The 20,055-nt window shown below is 61.3% G+C and carries 27 protein-coding genes; 16 read left to right on the plus strand and 11 right to left on the minus strand.

Annotation, left to right across the window (positions count from 1 at the left end):
* Positions 1 to 97: 97 nt before the first annotated feature.
* Positions 98 to 454, plus strand: coding sequence for an avidin/streptavidin family protein (locus tag ACR9ZN_RS03850; RefSeq protein WP_434960631.1), 357 nt, complete (start codon positions 98 to 100; stop codon positions 452 to 454).
* A 54-nt stretch (positions 455 to 508) separates the two neighbouring features.
* Positions 509 to 1,300, plus strand: a complete 792-nt coding sequence (ku, locus tag ACR9ZN_RS03855; RefSeq protein WP_481271415.1) for a non-homologous end joining protein Ku — start codon at positions 509 to 511, stop codon at positions 1,298 to 1,300.
* Between the two features lie 18 nt (positions 1,301 to 1,318).
* Here the strand turns inward: ku (ACR9ZN_RS03855) and ligD are convergent, their stop codons facing one another.
* The 3 genes from ligD to ACR9ZN_RS03870 all read right to left on the minus strand — a co-directional run bounded on the left by ligD (position 1,319) and on the right by ACR9ZN_RS03870 (position 5,077).
* Positions 1,319 to 3,856, minus strand: coding sequence for a DNA ligase D (gene ligD / locus ACR9ZN_RS03860; protein WP_481271416.1), 2,538 nt, complete (start codon positions 3,854 to 3,856; stop codon positions 1,319 to 1,321).
* Position 3,857: 1 nt separating this feature from the next.
* Positions 3,858 to 4,733 carry a non-homologous end joining protein Ku gene (gene ku, locus ACR9ZN_RS03865; RefSeq protein ID WP_454817716.1) on the minus strand — a complete coding sequence of 292 codons (876 nt, stop codon included), beginning with the start codon at positions 4,731 to 4,733 and terminating at the stop codon, positions 3,858 to 3,860.
* A gap of 152 nt (positions 4,734 to 4,885) precedes the next feature.
* The gene (locus ACR9ZN_RS03870) at positions 4,886 to 5,077 is read right to left on the minus strand and encodes a hypothetical protein (protein WP_434960627.1); all 192 of its coding nucleotides are present in this window, start codon (positions 5,075 to 5,077) and stop codon (positions 4,886 to 4,888) included.
* Positions 5,078 to 5,235: 158 nt separating this feature from the next.
* Here ACR9ZN_RS03870 and ACR9ZN_RS03875 point away from each other — a divergent pair, with 158 nt between their 5' ends.
* Positions 5,236 to 5,481 carry a DUF982 domain-containing protein gene (locus ACR9ZN_RS03875; RefSeq protein WP_454817714.1) on the plus strand — a complete coding sequence of 82 codons (246 nt, stop codon included), beginning with the start codon at positions 5,236 to 5,238 and terminating at the stop codon, positions 5,479 to 5,481.
* 156 nt (positions 5,482 to 5,637) lie between these two features.
* Here ACR9ZN_RS03875 and ACR9ZN_RS03880 read toward each other — a convergent pair whose 3' ends face one another.
* Positions 5,638 to 6,141: a sigma-70 family RNA polymerase sigma factor gene (locus tag ACR9ZN_RS03880; RefSeq protein ID WP_434960625.1), complete on the minus strand. Its 504-nt coding sequence runs from the start codon at positions 6,139 to 6,141 to the stop codon at positions 5,638 to 5,640.
* A gap of 268 nt (positions 6,142 to 6,409) precedes the next feature.
* Here ACR9ZN_RS03880 and ACR9ZN_RS03885 point away from each other — a divergent pair, with 268 nt between their 5' ends.
* Positions 6,410 to 7,300: a DUF72 domain-containing protein gene (locus ACR9ZN_RS03885; RefSeq protein WP_481271417.1), complete on the plus strand. Its 891-nt coding sequence runs from the start codon at positions 6,410 to 6,412 to the stop codon at positions 7,298 to 7,300.
* Between the two features lie 101 nt (positions 7,301 to 7,401).
* Here the strand turns inward: ACR9ZN_RS03885 and ACR9ZN_RS03890 are convergent, their stop codons facing one another.
* Positions 7,402 to 7,608 (minus strand): CsbD family protein, encoded by a 207-nt coding sequence (locus ACR9ZN_RS03890; RefSeq protein ID WP_434960623.1) that lies wholly within the window; start codon positions 7,606 to 7,608, stop codon positions 7,402 to 7,404.
* A gap of 63 nt (positions 7,609 to 7,671) precedes the next feature.
* Positions 7,672 to 8,127 (minus strand): hypothetical protein, encoded by a 456-nt coding sequence (locus ACR9ZN_RS03895; protein ID WP_481271418.1) that lies wholly within the window; start codon positions 8,125 to 8,127, stop codon positions 7,672 to 7,674.
* 35 nt (positions 8,128 to 8,162) lie between these two features.
* Between ACR9ZN_RS03895 and ACR9ZN_RS03900 the strand changes: the two genes are divergently transcribed.
* The 7 genes from ACR9ZN_RS03900 to ACR9ZN_RS03930 all read left to right on the plus strand — a co-directional run bounded on the left by ACR9ZN_RS03900 (position 8,163) and on the right by ACR9ZN_RS03930 (position 12,666).
* On the plus strand, positions 8,163 to 8,318 hold the full coding sequence (locus ACR9ZN_RS03900; RefSeq protein WP_434960621.1) for a DUF3309 family protein: 156 nt from the start codon (positions 8,163 to 8,165) through the stop codon (positions 8,316 to 8,318).
* Positions 8,319 to 8,846: 528 nt separating this feature from the next.
* On the plus strand, positions 8,847 to 9,848 hold the full coding sequence (locus ACR9ZN_RS03905; protein ID WP_481271419.1) for a DNA topoisomerase IB: 1,002 nt from the start codon (positions 8,847 to 8,849) through the stop codon (positions 9,846 to 9,848).
* Between the two features lie 127 nt (positions 9,849 to 9,975).
* A complete protein-coding gene (locus tag ACR9ZN_RS03910; protein WP_434960619.1) occupies positions 9,976 to 10,290 on the plus strand; it encodes a plasmid stabilization protein in 315 nt (104 codons plus the stop codon).
* A 32-nt stretch (positions 10,291 to 10,322) separates the two neighbouring features.
* Entirely contained in the window at positions 10,323 to 10,520 is a 198-nt protein-coding gene (locus ACR9ZN_RS03915; protein WP_454817705.1) for a hypothetical protein, read from the plus strand.
* The gene (locus tag ACR9ZN_RS03920) at positions 10,520 to 11,203 is read left to right on the plus strand and encodes a UdgX family uracil-DNA binding protein (protein WP_454819300.1); all 684 of its coding nucleotides are present in this window, start codon (positions 10,520 to 10,522) and stop codon (positions 11,201 to 11,203) included. Before ACR9ZN_RS03915 ends, ACR9ZN_RS03920 begins: the two co-directional genes overlap by 1 nt.
* A 190-nt stretch (positions 11,204 to 11,393) precedes the next feature.
* Positions 11,394 to 11,672: an aa3-type cytochrome c oxidase subunit IV gene (locus ACR9ZN_RS03925; RefSeq protein ID WP_481271420.1), complete on the plus strand. Its 279-nt coding sequence runs from the start codon at positions 11,394 to 11,396 to the stop codon at positions 11,670 to 11,672.
* 28 nt (positions 11,673 to 11,700) lie between these two features.
* Positions 11,701 to 12,666: a DUF6328 family protein gene (locus ACR9ZN_RS03930; RefSeq protein WP_481271421.1), complete on the plus strand. Its 966-nt coding sequence runs from the start codon at positions 11,701 to 11,703 to the stop codon at positions 12,664 to 12,666.
* On the opposite strand, the gene ACR9ZN_RS03935 is transcribed toward ACR9ZN_RS03930, so the two are convergent.
* From ACR9ZN_RS03935 to ACR9ZN_RS03955, 5 genes are all read right to left on the minus strand, one after another.
* The gene (locus tag ACR9ZN_RS03935; RefSeq protein ID WP_481271422.1) at positions 12,648 to 13,505 is read right to left on the minus strand and encodes an alpha/beta fold hydrolase; all 858 of its coding nucleotides are present in this window, start codon (positions 13,503 to 13,505) and stop codon (positions 12,648 to 12,650) included. The two genes, ACR9ZN_RS03930 and ACR9ZN_RS03935, sit on opposite strands and share 19 nt — an antisense overlap.
* A 163-nt stretch (positions 13,506 to 13,668) precedes the next feature.
* The gene (locus ACR9ZN_RS03940; protein ID WP_434960613.1) at positions 13,669 to 13,929 is read right to left on the minus strand and encodes a PepSY domain-containing protein; all 261 of its coding nucleotides are present in this window, start codon (positions 13,927 to 13,929) and stop codon (positions 13,669 to 13,671) included.
* An 89-nt stretch (positions 13,930 to 14,018) separates the two neighbouring features.
* Complete coding sequence (locus ACR9ZN_RS03945; RefSeq protein ID WP_481271423.1) at positions 14,019 to 15,473, minus strand: PAS domain S-box protein; 1,455 nt, start codon at positions 15,471 to 15,473, stop codon at positions 14,019 to 14,021.
* Positions 15,474 to 15,815: 342 nt separating this feature from the next.
* The gene (locus ACR9ZN_RS03950; RefSeq protein WP_434960611.1) at positions 15,816 to 15,971 is read right to left on the minus strand and encodes a hypothetical protein; all 156 of its coding nucleotides are present in this window, start codon (positions 15,969 to 15,971) and stop codon (positions 15,816 to 15,818) included.
* Between the two features lie 88 nt (positions 15,972 to 16,059).
* Positions 16,060 to 17,139, minus strand: coding sequence for an ROK family protein (locus ACR9ZN_RS03955; RefSeq protein ID WP_454817696.1), 1,080 nt, complete (start codon positions 17,137 to 17,139; stop codon positions 16,060 to 16,062).
* A 253-nt stretch (positions 17,140 to 17,392) separates the two neighbouring features.
* On the opposite strand from ACR9ZN_RS03955, the gene ACR9ZN_RS03960 reads away from it, so the two are divergent.
* The 5 genes from ACR9ZN_RS03960 (at position 17,393) to ACR9ZN_RS03980 (ending at position 19,937) form a co-directional block, all read left to right on the plus strand.
* The gene (locus ACR9ZN_RS03960) at positions 17,393 to 17,659 is read left to right on the plus strand and encodes a hypothetical protein (RefSeq protein ID WP_454817694.1); all 267 of its coding nucleotides are present in this window, start codon (positions 17,393 to 17,395) and stop codon (positions 17,657 to 17,659) included.
* Between the two features lie 282 nt (positions 17,660 to 17,941).
* Complete coding sequence (locus tag ACR9ZN_RS03965; RefSeq protein ID WP_454817692.1) at positions 17,942 to 18,358, plus strand: response regulator; 417 nt, start codon at positions 17,942 to 17,944, stop codon at positions 18,356 to 18,358.
* A 230-nt stretch (positions 18,359 to 18,588) separates the two neighbouring features.
* The gene (locus ACR9ZN_RS03970; RefSeq protein WP_481271424.1) at positions 18,589 to 19,191 is read left to right on the plus strand and encodes a response regulator; all 603 of its coding nucleotides are present in this window, start codon (positions 18,589 to 18,591) and stop codon (positions 19,189 to 19,191) included.
* A 123-nt stretch (positions 19,192 to 19,314) separates the two neighbouring features.
* Positions 19,315 to 19,461: a hypothetical protein gene (locus ACR9ZN_RS03975; RefSeq protein ID WP_454817688.1), complete on the plus strand. Its 147-nt coding sequence runs from the start codon at positions 19,315 to 19,317 to the stop codon at positions 19,459 to 19,461.
* A gap of 263 nt (positions 19,462 to 19,724) precedes the next feature.
* A complete protein-coding gene (locus tag ACR9ZN_RS03980) occupies positions 19,725 to 19,937 on the plus strand; it encodes a hypothetical protein (protein ID WP_454817686.1) in 213 nt (70 codons plus the stop codon).
* Positions 19,938 to 20,055: the final 118 nt, after the last annotated feature.

The raw sequence follows: 20,055 nt of genomic DNA on the forward strand, positions 1-20,055 counted from the left end.
ACATGCCGAGAGCACGCCGTCCCGTCGGCGCACATCGTCTCATTCGCCCGGCGCGACCGCGCCGACAAGGGCGGGAGAGCCGATAGGGAGGACTGGAATGAGCTGGGTAGGCAGATGGAAGAACCAATACGGATCGATCCTTACCATTACCGATGATGCGGAAGGCAGGATCACCGGCACTTTCAAGACGGCGCTCCTCGAAAGCGGCTTCTACGGCACGGAGATCGCCGTCTCGGGCCTTCATCTCGGACATTGCATCAGTTTTGCCTTCACGGCCTCGACCGCTGGCGGAGATTTGCTTTGTTCCTATAGCGGATTGTCGCGCGGCGACCGCCTCAACACGGTCTGGCATGTCATCTCCGATGGTCAGCTCGATCCGGACGCCCGCATCACCGAGCGCCCTTGGCCCCACGCGGTGACGACAAACGCCGATATCTTCGTGCGGGAGACATAGAAAGAGCCTCCCGGCGTTCAGACATGAACGTGCCTTGCCTCAGGAGAAAGCCCCATGGTTTCTCGCCCGTTCTGGAAAGGCTACCTCAAACTCTCGCTGGTCACCTGCCCGGTGGCGCTGACGCCGGCGACGTCGGAGAGCGAGAAAGTCCGGTTCCATACGCTCAACCGCGCGACCGGCAATCGTATCGTCAGTCAATATGTCGATGCGGTCACCGGCAAGCACGTCGAGGAGGACGACGAGGTCAAGGGCTATCAGTGCGGCGAGGATGACTATGTCATGCTCGAGGAAGACGAGATCGAGGCCGTCGCTCTGGAGAGCACCCGTACCATCGACATCGAACTCTTCGCGCCGCAGGAGAACATTGAATGGATCTGGCTCGACAAGCCGCATTATCTGACGCCGGACGATCCTGTCGGGGAGGAAGCTTTCGCGGTCATCCGGGACGCCATGGCGACGACGCATATGGTCGGCATTGCCCGCCTGGTGATGTATCGGCGGGAGCGTGCGGTAATGCTGGAGCCCCGCGGCAAGGGCATCGTCGTGTGGACCCTGCGTTTCGGCGACGAGGTCCGTGACCCCGGCACCTATTTCGACAAGCTCGGCAATATCAGTCCCGATCAGGCCGCGCTGCAGCTCATGCAAAAATTGATCGATGGGCGCACGAAATCCTGGAGCCCGGAGATGGTCCGCGATCCCGTGCAGGAGCGTCTTCTCGAAATTATTGCCACCAAGAAGAAAGGGCGGCGTCGGTCCGCGGCCCAGCCCAAGACCGAAGTGCCCGGCAAGGTGGTCAGCATCATGGATGCCCTGCGCCGGAGCCTGGCGCGCGAGGCACGACGCTGATCTCCGTACCGCCCTCTCTCAAGCTGTTTTGCGCACCGTCCGGGCTTCGAGGGGCACGGCCGCCTCGCGGAAATGCGCCCAGGGATCGGCGGCAAGGGCCGATAGCCGCGTCGGCGTGTTCGTCAGGGTGAAATAGGCCGGCCCGATCGCGGGCGCCAGTTCCTCCCAGGCGAGCGGCATGGAAACGGCGGCACCCGGCCGTGCTCGCGTCGAATAGGGCGCAACCGCCGTTGAGCCGCGCTGATTGCGCAGATAATCGATCAGGATCTTGCCATGGCGTTTTACCTTGGCGATGGTTGAGACGAAGCGATCCGGACTGTCGGCGGCCATGGCATCGGCCATGGCCTTGGTGAAGGCCTTGACCTTCGGCCAGTTGGCTTTCGGCTTCAAGGGAGCGACTACATGCAGCCCCTTGCCACCCGACGTCTTCACGAAAGCAGTTAACCCGGCCTGTTCCAGCCGCTCCTTCACCTGTTCGGCGGCTGCGATGACCTCGCCCCACGCGACATCGTCACCGGGATCGAGATCCATGGTGATCATATCGGGCCGCTCCCAATCGGCGAGCGTCGATCCCCACGGGTGGATCTCCAGGACGGCAGCCTGGACCAGGCCGATCAGGCCGTCGAGGTCCTCGATCGCGATCAGCGGCTCGCCATCCCGGTCCTTGGGGTCGCTCACCTGAAGAATGTGCTCGTTCACGCCCTTCCAGGCGTGCTTTTGGAAGAAGCGAGGTCCCTCGATGCCATCGGGACAACGCAGCAGGGCCAAAGGCCGCCCGACGACGAAGGGGGCCATGGCGCGCCAGACCTCGGTATAGTAATCGGCAAGCCCTTCCTTCGTCACGCCTTCCTGCGGCCAATAGAGCCGGTCGGGATGGGTGAGCTTAACGGTTCGGCGCGGTGCTGCAGCCATGGTTCCTGCCTTTTTCCTGGTCTCCCTGACGACCTCTTTTGCCGGCTTGTCCTCGCGGAGACCGCGAAAGGCAGCATGGCGCAGATGACGATCGGCCGTCCAGGCCCGGAATTCCACCTCGGCCACCAAGTCCGGGCGCGTGAAACGCACCTGCCGCCCTTCCTCGGCGGTGAGCGGGCGGGCAAACGGGTTCTGCTTGACGCGCATGCCCTCCAGGCGCCCGAACAGAGCTTCGGCGACCGAACGGGTGAATCCGGTGCCGACCCGGCCGACCGGCTCCAGGCCCCCGTCTTCATAGACGCCGAGGACGAGCGATCCGATCGCCTTTCGGGATGTCGTCGATGGCACATAGCCGGCGACCACGAACTCCTGGCGCGCCGAGCATTTGGACTTGACCCAGCTCCTGCCGCGCCCGGATTGGTAGGGGGCTGTGCGAAGCTTGGAGACGATGCCTTCGAGGCTCAGCCGGCAGGCGTGACGCAGGACCATGGCGCCGCTCGCCTCGAAGTGATCGGAAAAGCGGATCTCCGCCCCGGCATCGGCGAGCAGTTCCTGCAAAAGCGTCTTGCGCCGGACGAGCGGCAAGGCCCGGAGGTCATAGCCGTCAAGATGGATGAGATCGAAGCCATAATAGACGAAGCGGTCGGAGCGACCCTCGCTCAGATCGGCCTGCAGAGAGGAAAAATCAGAGGCTCCTGTGCCGGCCTCGACCACCAACTCGCCATCGAGCAGCGCCGAGCCTATCGGCAGGGCCTGCAATGCTGCCGGCACCTGCTTGCCGAACTTTCCGGTCCAATCGAGACCGCTGCGGGTCAGGAGCTTGACCCGCCCTGCCTCGATGCGCGCCTGCAGGCGATAGCCATCGAATTTGATCTCGTGGATCCAATCGGGACCGGTCGGCGCCTTGGCAACGAGCGTCGCGAGCGTCGGCTCGACAAAATCCGGCATCGGCGTCCTCTTTGTCCCCTTGATCGAGGCCGGATCGGAGACGGTGCCGGGCTTGTGTCGACCTGCTGGTTGCCGGGTTCGCCTGGCCTTGGGAGCAATCCTGCCCGTCTTGGATGACCAGCCCGGTTCTTCGCCCGCAATCTCGGCGACATCGCGGCCCGTCTTCACCGATTCCGGCCGTTCCTCCAGAATGTCGGGGGCGTCCGGTGGACGAGCGGCCTCGTCCTCTGCCTTGATCAGTAGCCAGTTCTCGCGCTTTTCGCGTGGTTTGCCGCGCATCCGGATCAGATGCCAGCGGCCGGCAAGCTTTTCGCCCTTCAGCTCGAATTCCAGATGCCCCTTGTCATAGCCCCGATGCGCATCCCCGATCGACTGCCAAGTGCCCCGATCCCACAGGACCACGGTGCCGCCGCCATACTCCCCCTTGGGGATGGTTCCCTCGAAATCTCCATAGTCGAGCGGATGGTCCTCGACATGCACGGCAAGGCGCTTTTCGCCGGGGACCAGGCTGGGTCCCTTGGTTACCGCCCAGCTTTTGAGCACGCCGTCCATCTCGAGCCGGAAATCATAATGCAGCCGCCTGGCGTCGTGCTTCTGGATCACGAAGCTGTTGCCACGCCTGCGACCGGCTCGTCCCTTGGGTTCGGGAGTCACCTTGAAATCGCGTTTGTGGTGATAGGGTTCGAGCGCGCTCATCTCAGCCCGCCTTGCGCCGAGTCTTATGCGCAGTCGTCTTGCGCGTGGTCGTCTTGCGAGTGGCCTTGGGGGGCGCCGAGGATCGCCGCGCCGGTTTGATGCCAGTCACTCCCGCGCTTTCGCGCAAGACCGCCATCAGATCAACCACCTTTTCGCGGGCAGACTCCTTGCGGACCGGAACCGGCTTTCCTGCGATCTTGGCCTTGACCAGATCGGCGAGGGCCTGTTCATAGCGATCCTCGAATTGCGATGGATCGAATGCGCCGGACTTGGTTTGGATGATGTGCTTGGCCAGATCCAGCATCTCGCCTTCGATGGTGAGGTCCGGCACGTCATCGAAGACCTCCTCGGCCGGGCGCACCTCATAGTCGAAATTGAGTGTGGTCGCGATCAGCCCCGGCCCATGCGCCCGGATCAGCACCGTCCGGACCCGCCGGAACAGTACGGTTCGGGCCAGCGCCGCGACCTCGCCGGCGCTCATGCCATCGCGGATCACCGCATAGACTTCCTCGGCCTCCCCATTGGCTGGCGCGAGATAATAGGGGTTGTCGAAATAGACATCGTCGATCTCCCTGCATGGCACGAAGGCGTCGACGGCCAGAGTCTTGTCGCTTTCCGGCACGGCGGATGCGACTTCCTCCGGCTCCAGTACGACATAGTCCCCTGGTGTTGTCTCATAGCCTTTGACCTGCTCTTCCCGAGGCACGGTCTTGCCAGTCTCGCCATCGATGAAGACACGATGGACGCGATGGCCGGTTGCACGGTTGAGCGTGTGAAATACCATGCGATCGGAAGCCGATGTGGCCGTGTAGAGCGCAACCGGACAAGCAACCTCCGCAATTTTCAGGAATCCCTTCCAGTTCGCTCGTGGCGCCATAGATCTACCTCCAGGCTCGACGATGACCGCCACGAGAGCCCTTGCGACGACACCCGCGACTATTCCTCAAACCGAGCGTCGGTGCGATTGTTCCTGCGCTCCGTCGCTGTCGGCCTTGCCGTCCAATAGCGTCGGAACGAAAGGGCCCAATCCTATCGGAGATATGCCCAGGCCAGATAAGCAACGAGGCAGGCCAGGGCAGCGCCAACCGTTCCCACCACCAGCACATAAAGGACCCGCCAGCCCGCTGGCCCCTGCCGGACCGTATCGGCTGTAATGTTTTGCGTATCCCGCCCATCGCGCGGAGCCGGCTGGACATTGTCCTTTTCGATCGTAGGGGTCATGTCAGCCTCCTTCTCTCGATCTGCTTGTCGCCCCAAACCCTTTTCCTGCCGATACGTTCCTCAAGGGCGCGGAGACTGCCTGCCTGCGCCAACCGGTCATGGCTCGCTCCGCCCGGAACCATCCGACCCTACCCGGGTTGTTAATCAGGAGATGTGATATGGACACCCAACCCTGGAGCCGCCCGGTCCAGTTCGGAGCCGACAGCGGAAACGTCAGGATTCTGACTTCCACCGAAGAGGCATCCTATTATTTGCAGAACGAATGGTCTGCTGATGTCGGGCCGAAATTCATCGAAGCGCAGCGGACTTGTCTGGATGTTCTGGCCGGGATCGGGGGGCCCGACGATGCGCGAGCCGCCTTCCTCGAAGCCTGCAAGGAAGCCGAAATTCCCGTGATGCCTTGAGAAGGCATGCATGACGGCTACCCTGCCCGCTCCCCGGGAGTCGCCCGACAGAAGGCCTGTCAACACGGTGCCGCTACAAGCTTGTAACGGTTGGCTGGCGAGGCGCTCCGACTTCTACCAGGAACGCAGATATTGCGGCAGGCCGAGCGTGCGTGACTAGCTCGCTTGCCTATAATCCTCCTCGCCCATTTCAAAGGTCAGGCGGGCCCTCGCCCGGTTGAGCCTGCTTTTGACCGTGCCCACGGCACAGCCGCAGATCTGCGCCGCGTTCTCATAAGATTCGCCCAGGATCACGATGAGGGCGATGATCTCCTTGTATTTGTCGGGCAGGTTCTGGAACGCTCGGCCGACTTCACCCATCCTGACGTTCCATTCCTGTTCGCCCGACGGCACCGCACTGTCGAACAGCGTGTCGTCGCCGCGCAGCACCTCACGGCTCCTCTTCTTGGCCTTTGTGCAATAGCTGTTGCGCATGATCGTGAAGAGCCAGGACTTCAACCGGGTTCCCGGTTCGAATTGATCGATATTGGCGAGAGCCTTGAGAAGCGTTTCCTGAACCAGGTCGTCGGCATCGGTGGGTTCCTGACAGAAGGTGCGTGCAAAAGCGCGCAAGGCAGGGATCAGCTTTACGATGTCGGTCCGCTCAGTGTTCTCGGTCACATGATTATCCGGCAAGGAAAATCCCCTTCCTTTGGCGGCTGAGATGGTGTGATGTGCTAATTCAACGCAGGGAGCGCGAAGGTTGTTCCGCCCCTAAGCGATAAACCTCAACACCTTCAGTCGAGTCGCTGCAGCCCGCTGTCCTTCATCTTCGACACCCGCGTCGTCCCAATTGCTTCCGCTCGTCCTTTGGATAGCGCACTTGGAACAGCATGTGCCGGTGCCGGTTTGATCAAAAATGGGTTTGGACCGCGTGGGGGAGATCGGCATGCGCCGTGCAGATGTCCGCATCGGCATATCGGGTTGGAACTACCCGCCCTGGCGTGGCAAATTCTATCCCGAAGGACTGCCGCACAGGAGCGAACTCGCCTATGCCAGCAGTGTTTTCAAGACGATAGAGGTCAACAGCACTTTCTATCGTCTGCAGACGCCGGCGACCTTCGCGCGATGGTTCGAGCAGACCCCCGATGATTTCGTCTTCGCCGTCAAGGCCCCGCGCTTCATCACCCACGTCAAGCGGCTGCGCGAGATTTCGGCGCCGCTCGCCAATTTCCTCGCTTCCGGCGTATTACGCCTGGAGCACAAGCTGGGGCCGATCCTGTGGCAGCTGCCGCCCAGTTTCCGGTTCGATGCGGATCTACTCGCGGATTTCCTGAAGCAACTGCCTCGCGATACCGCCGCCGCCGTGCATGCCGCCAGGAAGCATGACGACAAACTCCGCACCGAACCGTGGCTGAAGACGCCGAAAGAGCAGCCGATACGACATGCTCTCGAAATCCGACACGAAAGCTTCCTCGTCAGCGATTTCATCACACTGCTGCGCGAGCACGATGTGGCCCTCGTCTGCGCTGACAGTGTCGACTGGCCGCTTGTCATGGATGTCACGTCGAAATTCATCTATTGCCGGCTGCATGGATCAAAGGAACTCTATCGCAGCGCTTACGATGCTGAGGCGATCGATCTCTGGGCAAGACGGGTAAAGGCGTGGGCCCTGGGCAGGACACCGGCCGAAAGCCGGTTGGTGGGACAGCCCGAGGACATATCGCGACGGCGCGACGTTTTCGTCTTCTTCGACAATACCGACAAGCTGCAGGCACCACATGATGCCCAGACCTTGATGGAGCGGCTCCAACGTTTTACGATTCAAGCAAAGAGTTAGACCTATTGTGCCGATTGAGGCGCTACGCGCCGCAGTGGCCGCGATTCCCCCGAAATCAAGCGCGCCCCGGACCACGCGAACGGTGATCCGGGGCGCTTGTTTTATTGCCAGTTCCGGCTGGCGTACCAGGAATCGATCTCCGAGCGGACCTTGTCCTTGGTAAGACCATAGCGCTCCTGGAGCTTGCCCTCGAGCTGCTCACGCTGACCCGCAATGACATCCAGGTCGTCGTCGGTGAGCTTGCCCCATTGCTCCTTCACCTGACCCTTGAGCTGCTTCCAGTTTCCTTCCACGCGATTCCAATCCATGTCGTCCTCCTGTTTCGAGACCGCTACCAAACTCGCCAGGAGCCGAAATGTTCTGAAGCCCATTCATGTCGTGCGGCGGCTATTGAAAGCGGGGGGATCGCTGGCGGGAAAGGATGCGTCCGCCGCCTCATCCACTTCATCCCACTGCCCAGGAGGATAGCGCATCGCCTCGATCCCGGCATGGCGCTCCCCGCCCAATCCGCGCTTGGACTTCTCGTCCAAGATTACTTCCCGGGCCATACGGGCGTCGAGTTCCGCCCGCAGACGCCGATTTTCGTCGAGCAGCCTGACGATGGCGAACCCACCCGCAAGAGATACCAGAAGACGAAGGCGGGACATCGTATCCTCCTCAACCAGAAAGATTGCTGACTGGTCCGTTGTCGACATCTGCAACAGGGCGAGCGTGCCGCGAAATGTCGATTTCAGCCAATCTTCACAAGAAATTCTCCAGATACCTGAATATGCCTTCAGAAATCCGTCAGTAATTATCGTACATACATGGAACAATTTCTCAATCATGTGAGTTATTACCCACCGATTGAAAGGAGATTAGCATGATTTACACAATTCTCCTCGTTATTCTTATACTTGCACTGCTTGGTGCCCTGCCAAGATGGCCTTATTCGACCGGCTGGGGATATTGGCCGAGTGGCGGCCTCGGCCTTGTCGTCGTCATTCTGCTCCTGCTCCTCCTGTTGGGTCGATTGTGATTCTATCGAGACTGGGACGACGGCGGTGCCCGCTTGCGTTTCGTGCCGCCTTCTTCCACGCTCCCTGGTTTGGGAGCCGATCTCTCTGCAGCCTGCCTGACGAGTGCGGGGGTAACGCCGCACCGGATGGCATCAGCAGCCCTTCGGCATTTCGTTGTCCATCGCGACCAAGCGTGCGGATTTCGTGCCGAGACTCGGCCGCATAGGGCGCCATGCCGGTTCCGCCTTGTTTGGATCTCATGGTATCGCTCCTTTGAGCACGGCCATCCTTGCGGCAACCGTCTCGTGGACTACGCCACACATGGCTCGGCACACTCTCCCTAACCCTCGACAACCATAGGGGTTCCCTGGGCGGATAGCCTGATGTGTTCGCTGCGTTTGGAACCAGTCCCTTTTTGCGCCGTTGATCCGCTGCTAAAGCGTTTTGCGATTTGACCGGGTCACCTGGAATCGCAAAGACGCGTCGAAACAAAGAGTTAGAGTAAAACTGCGGTTCGGAGAAATCGCACGTTGCTCTAGGAGGGAGCGATGCCAAGATTGAGGATCGTATCGCCCAATCAACTCGACCTTTGCCGGCGCCGTTGCGGGCGGGGGTTTTCATATCTCGATGCTCAGGGCCATCGGATCGCCGACAAGGTGGCCCTGGCGCGGTTTCGCGCCCTGGCCATTCCACCGGCCTATTCTCAGGTCCGCATCGCGTCCGACGAACGGGCGCATATCCAGGCGGTCGGTCGGGATGAAGCGGGACGGCTGCAATATCGCTATCATCCCGAGTGGGAACGCCGGCGGGAAAACCGCAAGGCCTTGAACATGGTAAAGCTGCTACGCACGCTTCCCAGGATCCGGGCCGCTGTCCGCCGCGACCTCGCCTCTCCGAAGCTGGATCGGAACAAGGCCATCGCCTGCGCCGTCGCCCTGATCGACAGCACGCATATACGGGTCGGTGGCACCGCCTATGCGCGGGACAATGGCAGCCATGGCGCCGCCACCCTGCTCAAACGGCATCTCACTATCAAGGCGGGCCGGGTCGAACTGCGTTTTCGCGGCAAGGGCGGCAAGCCCATACGCTGCATGACGGACGATGCCGCCCTCGCCCGCGCCCTCGGCCGCCTGCGCGCCTTGTCGGGGCCGAGGTTGTTCCAGTTCGTAAGTGCGGACGGCGCCCTCCACCCCATCGAAGCTGGCGACATCAACGCCTATCTGCGCGACATTTCCGGCATCGACGTCACGGCCAAGGATCTGCGCCTGCTGGGCGCCAGCAAATGGGCCGTCCAGGAACTCGCCGCCCTGACGCCGGCTCTTAACATAACAGGCCGCAAACGGCAGATTGCCGCCGTCATACGCCAGGTATCATATCATCTCGTCAACACACCGGCGGTCGCCCGCAAGAGCTATGTCCCGGCCCTCATCCTCGACTCCTTCAAAACCGGCAAGCTGCGCGCAGCGTTCATGAAGGCCCGTTCGAGCAGCTATCGCCGCCGCGCGGAAGCGGCGCTGCATCTTCTGGCCACAAAAGAGCAGACCGTCTGATCGGATCGCTCGCGTCCGGACATGCGGGCCCTCCTCGATTTCCTCGACGATTTTCGCCATGTCGAGGCCATTCGGGAACCTGGCACGGCCGTATTGGTTTGGAGGACCAGCACAAAGGAGGCCCATCATGCCCCGTGGAGATAAGTCGAAATATACCGACAAGCAGGAACGCAAGGCCGACCATATCGCCGAGGGTTACGAGGCTCGCGGCGTATCCGAGAAGGAGGCCGAAAGGCGCGCCTGGGCCACCGTCAACAAGGACGATGGCGGCGGCAAGAAACCGGGCGGTTCGGGGCGTGGCAAAGCCACGACCCATCCGGCTTCCCATAAGGGCGGCAAGCTCGGAGGCGAGGCTTCCGCCTCGCGGCCAGCGGCGGCACGCTCCGCATCCGCCAAGAAAGCAGCCGCCACGCGCAAGCGCCACGAAGCCGGGCATGCCTGATACGGCATGCCCGCAGCGTGAGGGAAGACATCATGACCCGCAAGCCGAAGCCTTCGGACAGGGACCGCGACCAGCCCTACACCACCGAGCGAGAGGAATATCGGTTCGACAAGGTGAAACCACCGACCGATCCGGAAGAACGACGTGCCCACAGCAAGCCTGGCGGCGGAGTCAAACGCGCACCGGACAAAGGTCGTCCCCCGCACCGATCGGGTGATCCGGATCGATGATGCTACGGCAAGCTCGAACGGGTACCGCCATGCGACCTCCAACCGGCGCAGAGACCCTGGACCCAGATCAGGACGAGATCATCACGCTCGCCGAGGTCAGACGATTGGTTGCTGTTTGCGAGCGCTGCGATCTTTACAAGCATGCCACCCAGGTCGTGATGGGAGAAGGTCGGGAAGATACCCGCCTGGTTCTGGTCGGCGAGCAGCCGGGCGATCAGGAGGACCGGCAGGGGCGCCCTTTTGTCGGGCCGGCCGGCCGGTTGCTCGACAGATGCCTCCAGGATGCAGAACTCGATCGCGACGCGTGCTACCTCACCAACGCCGTCAAGCACTTCAAATTCGAACGCCGGGGCAAGCGCCGGATTCATGAAAGGCCCAATGCCGGCGAGGTGCAGGCCTGTAAATGGTGGCTGGACAGGGAGTTGAAGATCATCAAGCCCGAATTGGTGGTGGCTCTCGGTGCGACGGCTGTCCAGGCCCTGCTCGGCCGTGGCGTCGGTGTGATGAAACAGCGCGGTCAGGTCCTGCCCGGGCCGGACGGCCTCCAGATTCTCGTGACTGTCCATCCCAGCTATCTGCTGCGCATCCCGGACTCCGATATGGCTGCGCGCGCCCGTTCTGCCTTCATCGAGGACCTACGCAAGGTCCACGCCATCCTCGCAAAAAGGGTACAAGCGCGATGAAGTCACCTCAGGCACGCCCCGCTGTCCTAGCGTGAGACAGCCTCCAAACGCGCAGTCAATGGAACAAACCTGCCGCATCCGGCTTAGGAAACAGGACCGCGGCCGGCCTCCCCGGTTGCAGTCGAGGTCCGGCCCGCAGCCTGAGGAGCGGGTAAGGCCCAGATTTCATTCGTCGATGAGGGAGGTACGAATGATGCAACCGGATAGAAAATCCTTCGACTTCGCCGAGCATCGTCACGCCTATCAAGGCTTCGTGCGGCTCACACTGATCGTGGTCTTTCTCCTGCTCTCCCGCCTCGTGGCACTCGCTGTCGGAGGGGTGGCCCATTTATGGCTTCTGGCTTGCCTGGAGGTCGCTCTATCGATCGTTGCCGCCGTGGTTGGCGCGGCGATCCCTGGCCTTGATTGGAAGCCTGGAGCCGCCGTACTGGCCTTTTGCCTGCTGACCCTGGCGATCGCCGCCGGTTGAGCCTGCCCGTTCGGGCCACGAGGTGAAGATGGGCAGGGTGAAGGCAGCTCTCGATGAATCCCGCACCTTGATGCTCGGGGCACAAATCCTGCTGGGTTTTCAATTGCAGGCTCCTTTCCAGGACGCCTTCGAACATCTCACGCCCGCCGAAAAGGCCATCGAGATCATCGTGCTCGGCCTCATGGTGCTGGTTCTGGGCTTGCTGGTCTTCCCCAGCGCGCACCATCGCATCGTCCACAAGGGGCACGCCGCTCCTGGGGTTGAAGAAACGGTCAAATGGGCGATGGTTGCAACCTTGCTGCCATTCGCACTGGCGCTGGGGTTCGCTCTTTACATAGCCGGGATCCGTGTCGCCGGCTTCGCCACCGGCGTGGCCGCAGCATTGGCCGGGTCCATCCTCGCATTGGGCACCTGGTACGGCCTGCCGCTCTTTCAATGCCGGCAACAGCGGGAACAACCTATGCCGATCGCCCAGGAAACCTCCATTGGCACCAAGGTCGAACACGTCCTGACCGAGGCGCGCGTGGTTCTGCCCGGTGCACAGGCCCTTCTGGGCTTTCAACTGGCCATCATCCTGACCGAGGGCTTCGAACACCTGCCCCCGTCTGCTAAGCTCGTGCACGGCTTGGCGCTCGGGCTGGTGGCGTTGTCCACCATTCTGCTGATGGCCCCGGCCGCCTACCACCGGCTGGGCTACCGCGGCCGTGATACCGAAGAGTTTTATGAGGTTGCGAGTCGGCTCGTCCTGGCTGCAACCGTCTTTCTGGCTCTCGGCCTCTGTGCGGACGTCCACGTGGTCGTGCAGAAGATCGCCCAAAGAGATGAGCTTGCAAATCTGCTCGCCGGCCTCTCGGCCGCACTGCTGCTGGGGCTGTGGTATGTGCTCCCTTTGTGGCATGCCCGGCGACGGCTGGGCGAGGAACAGTCAGAAGACACTCCTCCACCGAGACAAGGATCGAGGACAAGGCCCGGTTCTCACAATCTTCCAACGTGAATGACGGAAGTGTGGAGCAGGATTTCCCGTGCGATCTGCGGCCAGTCCTCGGCATGCAGTTCGTGGCCGGCGCCCTCGATGGAGACGAGGCGCGCTCCCTTGATGGCCGCCACCATGGCATGGGCATGTGCGATCGGAAACACCGGATCCGCCATGCCATGCACGACCAGGGTGGGAATCTGGATATCAGCGGCTTTGGCTCGGACGGGCGACGGGGCCGCCGCCGCCAAATGGTTCTGCAGGCTCGAAAAGGATGGCGAACGAGCCAGATCCCTTTCGATCAGACGCCGGGCTGCGCTGGCATCATGCGGGTGGCGTTTGCTTGCGACCGCCTCGGCGTCGCGGGCCAGAAAATCCGCCACCTGATCCCGATCATTCCAATCCAGATGGTCGAGCGTGGCCATGTGCCTCCTGTAGTCGTCGTCGGGCGGCGGCAACCACTCGACGCCGAGCGGCGTGGAGCTGACGATGGTCAACGTCTTGACCCGATGCGGCCTGATGAGTGCGGCCAACTGGGCAATGACCCCACCCATCGACATGCCGACCAGATGACCTGCCTGCAGATTGTAGCCACTGAGCACAGCCATGGCATCCTTCGCCATGTCCTCGAGTGTGTACTTGGCTGTTCCCGGCACATAGGCCGTCGACAGGCCGGTGTCCCTGTTGTCATAGCGGATGACATAACGGCCACCCGCGGCAAGCAATTCCGCGAAGTCATCGGGCCACCAGACCATCGAGGCGAATGCGCCCATGATCAGAAGGATAGGCGGATCGTCGAGATTGCCGAAAGCCTGCGTCTGGATCTTCACCCCCTCGCCTTCAATGGTCCGCTCTTCCATCGCGCCAAACTCCTTCCTGGTAAGGCCGATCCCGCCATGCGATCGGCCTGGATGGGAAGATTGGGCGATAGCCCATGTCGGTACGACGATGATCCTCCGCCCGGGAGGAGCCAGCCCTGCGGCTCCATCGATACAATTGCCGCGTCAAATGAGCGTATCGGTCCTAACGTGTAGAGCCGGACATGGGATCGAGATGCAATTCGACCTTGGCCTTGTCGGTGGTCATGTAAGTGACCTCATAATAGCCGCTTTGGCTCCATTCCACCTCCGAGATATAGGCAAAGCCCTCGCGGGCTTCGACCTTCGCGATGATCTGCGACAGCTTGAGGCTGCCCTGTGGAGGTAGAGCGGTGCTGGTGGTCTGAGCGCTGGCCACCCCAGCAAGAAGCAGAAGGCCGGCAAGGGCCCCGACTAGTCTTCCCATTGCGCATCCCTCATGTTTCGAATGCACAACAAAAACCAAACAGAAGGCTTTAGGTTCCCAAGGACGCCGCCCCGGGACGTCGGCCAGGATCACGCGCCGACGCGGCTCAGATCCATCGTCAATTCGATGACCAGCCCTTCAGAGTGCCATTGGCGCGAAAATCCGCCGAACTGGCTGGCGGCCAGTCGCACGAGACGACTACCGAAACCTTCCGCGCCCGACGGCTGTACCTTCGGCCCGCCGAGCTCGCGCCACACGATGATGGCATCGCCGTCACGGCGCCCGCATTCGATCTCCACCCGGCCTGCCGATGTAGAAAAGCTGCCATATTTGGCAGCATTCGTAGCAAATTCATGCAGAAGAAGCGCAACCGGCGTAACCGCGCTTTCCGCAAGTTCGAAATCGACCCCCTCAACTGTGAACCGCTTGCGCTCACCTTGCGCTCCTTCCACATAGGGAGCCAGAATGGCCTCGATCAGCGCGTGCAGGGTCGCCGTTTTCCTGAAGCCGTTGTCGACGGTTCCGGAAGCCAGGGTCAGGGCATGCGCCCTCGACAGCGCGCCCAAGCGATCGGCGACGATCGAGGCGAGCATCGCCGGGGTTTCGGCGGAGGCCACGCTCAGATTGACGATGCTGGTTGCAAGGGCGAACAGGTTTTTGACCCGGTGATCCATCTCATGCAGGAGAAGTTGTTGCTGCTCCTGGGCCCGGCGTCGTTCGGTGATATCGCGCGCGATCTTGGATGCACCGATGATGATGCCATCGGCATCCTTGATCGGAGAGACGCTCAGCGAGATATCGACAAGGCTGCCGTCCTTGCGCTGGCGGATGGTCTCATAATGGTCGATCCGCTCCCCTGCCCGGATGCGCGCCAGTATGGCGGGCTCCTCATTATGCCGGTCGGGTGGAATCAGCGTCATCACCGATCGGCCGATCGCCTCGGAAACGCCATAGCCGAACAGATGCTCGGCCCCGGCATTCCAGCTGGTGATGATCCCCTCGAGATTCTTGGATATGATCGCGTCGTCCGAAGATTCCACGAGCGCGGCCAAGCGGCGGGCGGTCTGGTCGCCGTGGTGACGCTCTATCGCAAAACCCAGTTGACGGGCAATGATCAGCGCCAGTTCGCGCTCTTCATCCGCGAAAAGATGGGGTGCCTCATAATATAGGGTGAATTTGCCGGCCATGCCCTGGCTGACCATGACCGGAATGAAGGCCAACGCACCAATGCCCTCACGCCGGGTCAGCGCCGCAAGGTCGGGCGGCAGATCGGCCTGAGCGATGTCGTCTATATATACGGGCGCCGGCTCCTCGTCGCCAGGCTCCCATGGCGAATGTCCCTCGACACCGGCCCTATATTCTTCCGAAAGCCACCGCCAGGCCGCAAAACGCAGGACGCCCCCGCCATCGAACCGCAAGATCGATGCACGCGTGCAGCCCAGCATGTCATCGATGGCATCCAGGGCCGCGCTGTAGATCTGATCGAGATTGCGTGCGCGATAGAGCCGATCGGTGAAGTGGAAAAGCGAACTTTGCTGGCGCATCCGATGCGCGAGCGGCACTTGTTCGTGCGAATCCGCCGCCCCAAAAGCGAGCGTCGGTTTTCCACTCAGCTCCTCCTTCTTGGTTTTCAACGCCGACCCAGCCCTACTTATCTCAAAGACCCGGCACTATTGCTCGATACCCGCTCCGAGATCGATCGGCATATGAGATGCACCACCCTGCCTCGAAGCACGGTAGAATACCACTATCACAATAGCGGCGCCCTTCGGATAAATACACTCCAAAACCCGGCCAGCCAAGTCTTCGACCGCCTGACAAAGGCAGGATCTGCTTCATGGTAAAAAGTGTCGCAGCCAGCAGCAACCTAGCCGGATTCATGCCTTTCAGGAGGTGTTCTCACCGGCATTGCTGCGGTTCTTGCCTTTGGGCGCACCGGTCTGGTCTTTCGGTGTTTCGCCGTGCTTGAGCTTTTCCGCCTCTTCGTTCCGCCCCTTGTCGTTGGGGCGTCCCAGGGGCTCCATCGCCTTTTTCTCGGGCATCGTGCTCCACTCCGTTGATATATGGTTTTCCAACGGCCCGGAGACAATTCGGTTCCAACCTCCTGAGGATGCTGTGTTCGCGGCGGCGTCAGCGGATGGAGGCTTTGCCCTCCTCCTTCTTCTTGTTGGTGAAGCGCGCATTGCCCAGCCCCGTGCCGATCGTCAATATGCCCCAGCGCTTGACGTCGCCCATGCGAGGCACCTCCGACAGGCCCTGGACCACGGCGTCGTTGTGAAGAACGACGTGGCTTTGCTGCCCCCCGATCTTGGGCACGAATTTGAGCAAGGCTGCCGGCAGGTTGAAATTGTCGCTTTCCCAATTGGAACCCGGCAGATTCTGGCCCCCGCGTGCGATGGATCCGTCGGATTTGATGGCGCCCGGACAACCAACACCGATCACCGGGGTAAGGCTGATCTTGTTCTTCTCCGCCCGCGAACGCAGATCCTGCAGCATCTCCCCAAGCCGACCGATTGCCGCCGTTCGCGCCGGCTCGTCATCGGCATGGCGCCAGATCAGGAGCTTTTCAACTTTTGCCCGGCCAAGATCGGCTTGCTTGTCGACCTGGCTCAACACGATGCCGGCCCGGATGTTGCGCCCGCCAATGTCCACCGCCAGCATGCCGTCGTGATTGGCCAGCACATAGGGCGGCAGCAGATGCAGGCTGCCGATCAACCCCGCTTCATCCGGATGATTGGTGATTGGCACCACCTCTACCGAGCCCTCCTCGGCGCTGAGCAGGGCCTGGGTTCTTGCAATCGCCAGTCTTCCCACACGGCTTTCCCGAAAGCCTCCGCCGATGACGATGCGTTCGGTGCGTCGCCAGGAGGCGGTTCTCAGGAAGCGCCGGATCACGCTCGACAGCGAGCGGGCAAATTCCTCCAACGCACCGTGCACGAGTGCGGCGCTGATCAGATCGTCGCCGATCAGCATGTCGTCGATTTGCCTGCGCTTAATTTCCTCGGTGGCTTCCTCACCCAGGGGATCATTGCCCGTCTTGCGGTAGAGCAGGCGCAACTCCTCAAGCTTTTCGAGAAAGGCTCCCGTATTGGCCTTGTCGCCGACAAAGCCCTCCTTGTCGCGCAGGCCGATATTGTAGCCATCGACGCGGACGGAAGGCAGCATGTCGCCGCCGTGATTGAGAAATTGCCAGCCCGCTTGATCGTTCATTCCCGAACCCGTCGATCCCCTCGGCAACCGTTGTTGCTGGCGACAACCAATCGCACACGGGAAGGTTCCCCACCAAAGTCTGCCCCGAGGCCGGCAAAAATGGCTCACAGCCGGGGGAACCCTCTTCCGCGCGTGTCGTTCGGTAGGCAAGCAGGCATTGAAGCAGACCCTCGGGTTTGCCTGAAGTCGTCGAGGCTGAGCGGCCGACGCCCGCGGCTCACCCGTTTTGCAACCGATCCCAAGGAGACCGACGATGTCGCACGCATCCTATCGCATCATTGGCACCGCCGAAGGCTGGGTCATCGAGCACGATGGCCAGCGCGGCGGCGGATACGAACTTCCGGAAGCGGCTTTCGAAACCGCAGTCACTGCTGCCTCGCTGGATCTCAAAGACCGCCGAAACGTCAACATATCCGTGGAATTTCCGGAAGGTCCCGAAGATGGCGAGGCCCTGGCAACCGAATCCGAACCGGCCCGTCAGCGCGGCCAATTCGACAGCCTGACCGGCAAAGCCGAGTGACGCTGAAAGCGGCAATCGCCATCGTCGGTTCGGGAGAGATTGGGAGAACGACCGACATGTCCCGCATCAAGGCGTTGCGCGTCAGCATCGATCGGGGCGAAAGCGGGGGATAGGATCCCGTCTACAGATCCGATCATTATTCTGCCCGGCATGGATGGCGAACCGGGCGGTATTTCTCTAAGCCTGATCAGATCCGTTTGGCCCAGGCGGAATCGACGTTCCCTGCCCGCGTCATTTTCCGAGGTGCCTCATTTACCGGTGCGCCGGAATCTGGCCGAATCCATGCTGGCCCTGCGGAAGGAGTACTCTATGACAAAGGACCAGCTGTCCTCCGGCGGCATCCTAGCAGGCCACACGATCCTGGTTGCCGACGATGAAATCATCATCGCGCTCGATATCGAGGATACGCTGGCATCCGCCGGCGCCCGGATCGCGGGTCCCTGCCTGACTTTGGCCTCCGCGCTGGAGATCACCGATCAGCAATCCATCACGGCCGCCGTTCTGGATATCAGCCTCGGAAGGGATACGAGCGAACCCATCGTCGACTTGCTCGCGGCCCGTGGCATTCCCATCGCATTCTGCACGGGCAAGATGCTTCCAGAAGCCTTCCGGCAGAAAGTTCCCGACGCGCCGGTTCTGGGCAAACCCGTTCAGCATCATCTATTGCTGGAAACAATGGCTCGCCTGACCAAACAGTAAAGGTCTGGGCAGTAAAGGTCTGGCGCGGCGCCATTCCTGGCGGATCCTCAGACTGTTCCGAACGCTCCATGGAACATGCACAAGTTTGGGTGGTTACAGGCAAGCACTGGTGGAAATCGCGAAGCGCCGGCCTCGAAAGAAAAGGCCACGGCGTTTTCACGCGAACTCCACCAGGGCAGAGGGTGCGGCAGCCGCACTCGGCCGGATTGACTCAAAACAAGTGACGACCCATGCAGCAACTCCACGGCCTACGTCTCCTCATCGTCGAAGACGAGATCTTTCTCGCGGGCGATCTGGCCGACTATTTCGAGCAGAAAGGGGCTGTGATCCTCGGGCCGGCATCAACGATCGAGGCGGCGCAATGCCATGTAAGTTCGGCGAATGCGGCCATCCTGGACGTCAACATCAATGGCAAGATGGTCTTCCCGATCGCGGACCGCCTGCTCGCACTGGGGATCCCGTTCGTCTTCTTCAGCAGCTATGACGAAGACGTTATCCCCTTGCATCTCAAACATGTCGACAATGTTCGCAAGTCGGGCGACCGTCACGCTTTGCTTGAAACACTGTTTGCGGCGCGCCGCAGGACGCAGGATGAAATCAAGGGCCTCGCCGGGGATCCGACCAATGACGTGGCCGGTTTCCTTCCCGAACTCAGGTTCAGGGCACGCCAATATCTTCCCGGCAAGGCTGCCGCCGACCGGCTGGTCGAACAAACGCTGCTTGCCGCCATCGATCTGGCGGATGGCAAGCCCGGAGATCAGGATACGCTTCCCTGGCTTTGCGAGATCATGGATCGGGCTTTCATTGCCATCGGTCACCAACTGCTCGATTGAACGGCACAATCTTCGAGTTTCTTCCGCCGAAATTTCAGGCCAATCCGCCGGTCTTGGACACAGCGGAACCGTGAAGGGCAACGACGCGTTGATGTCCCGTAGTCGATCGCGTCGGGAGATTTCATGAGCCGCAACACCCTCATTTTGCTGATTGTCGTAATCGTGGCGGCTGCCGGTATTGGCGGCTACATCTACCATGAGCAAAACAAGAATACCGTCGAAATTACTATTGGCGGCCAGGGCGTCAAAGTTAAGGGGCCCTCCGATTGAGCGGCACGCGTCGCGTTTGAGCCTGAGAGGCCGCAGCCGTGATGAGACACCCGGCACCGTTGCATCAGTGCACATCCCTATGCCGAAGGTAATGCGAGGATTGCGTCCTGCGTCCGGAACATTGTTCGGTAAGGATGGTTAGCAAGGCCATATCGAGTCCGTCCCCGCGACTTGCGAGGACGGCAAATACGACAGGACCTTTGCAAGTGACTTCCCCGCACAAACCTCTTAGTCTGTTGGCAGGCGACCGAGGAAACCGCTCCTTGACGTTCTTCGGCTCGAGCAAGTTGCCCCCGACCAACGGCGAGATGAGCAGTTCAGTGGACAACGATCAGAAGAGTGACAAGGCCAGACCCACAGACAAGGAAGTGGCACGCATTCTGGCCCGCGTCGAGCGGGAACCCATTCCGCAGCGTCTGCTGGAACTCGCCTTCAAGCTGCAAAGGGCTCTGAGGGACGCCAAGAAGGCTGGCTAGAGCGCGTCGGATTAGAGAGCCGACCAGCGTTCAGTTGCGAACGTGGTCTGGAACCAAGCCGCCTCGAGCGCGGTGGGGAATCCTTGATGCCGAGCCGCTCGCAACATATTCCGATCCA

It is taken from the genome of Labrys sp. HAY1-8F, assembly GCF_056754975.1.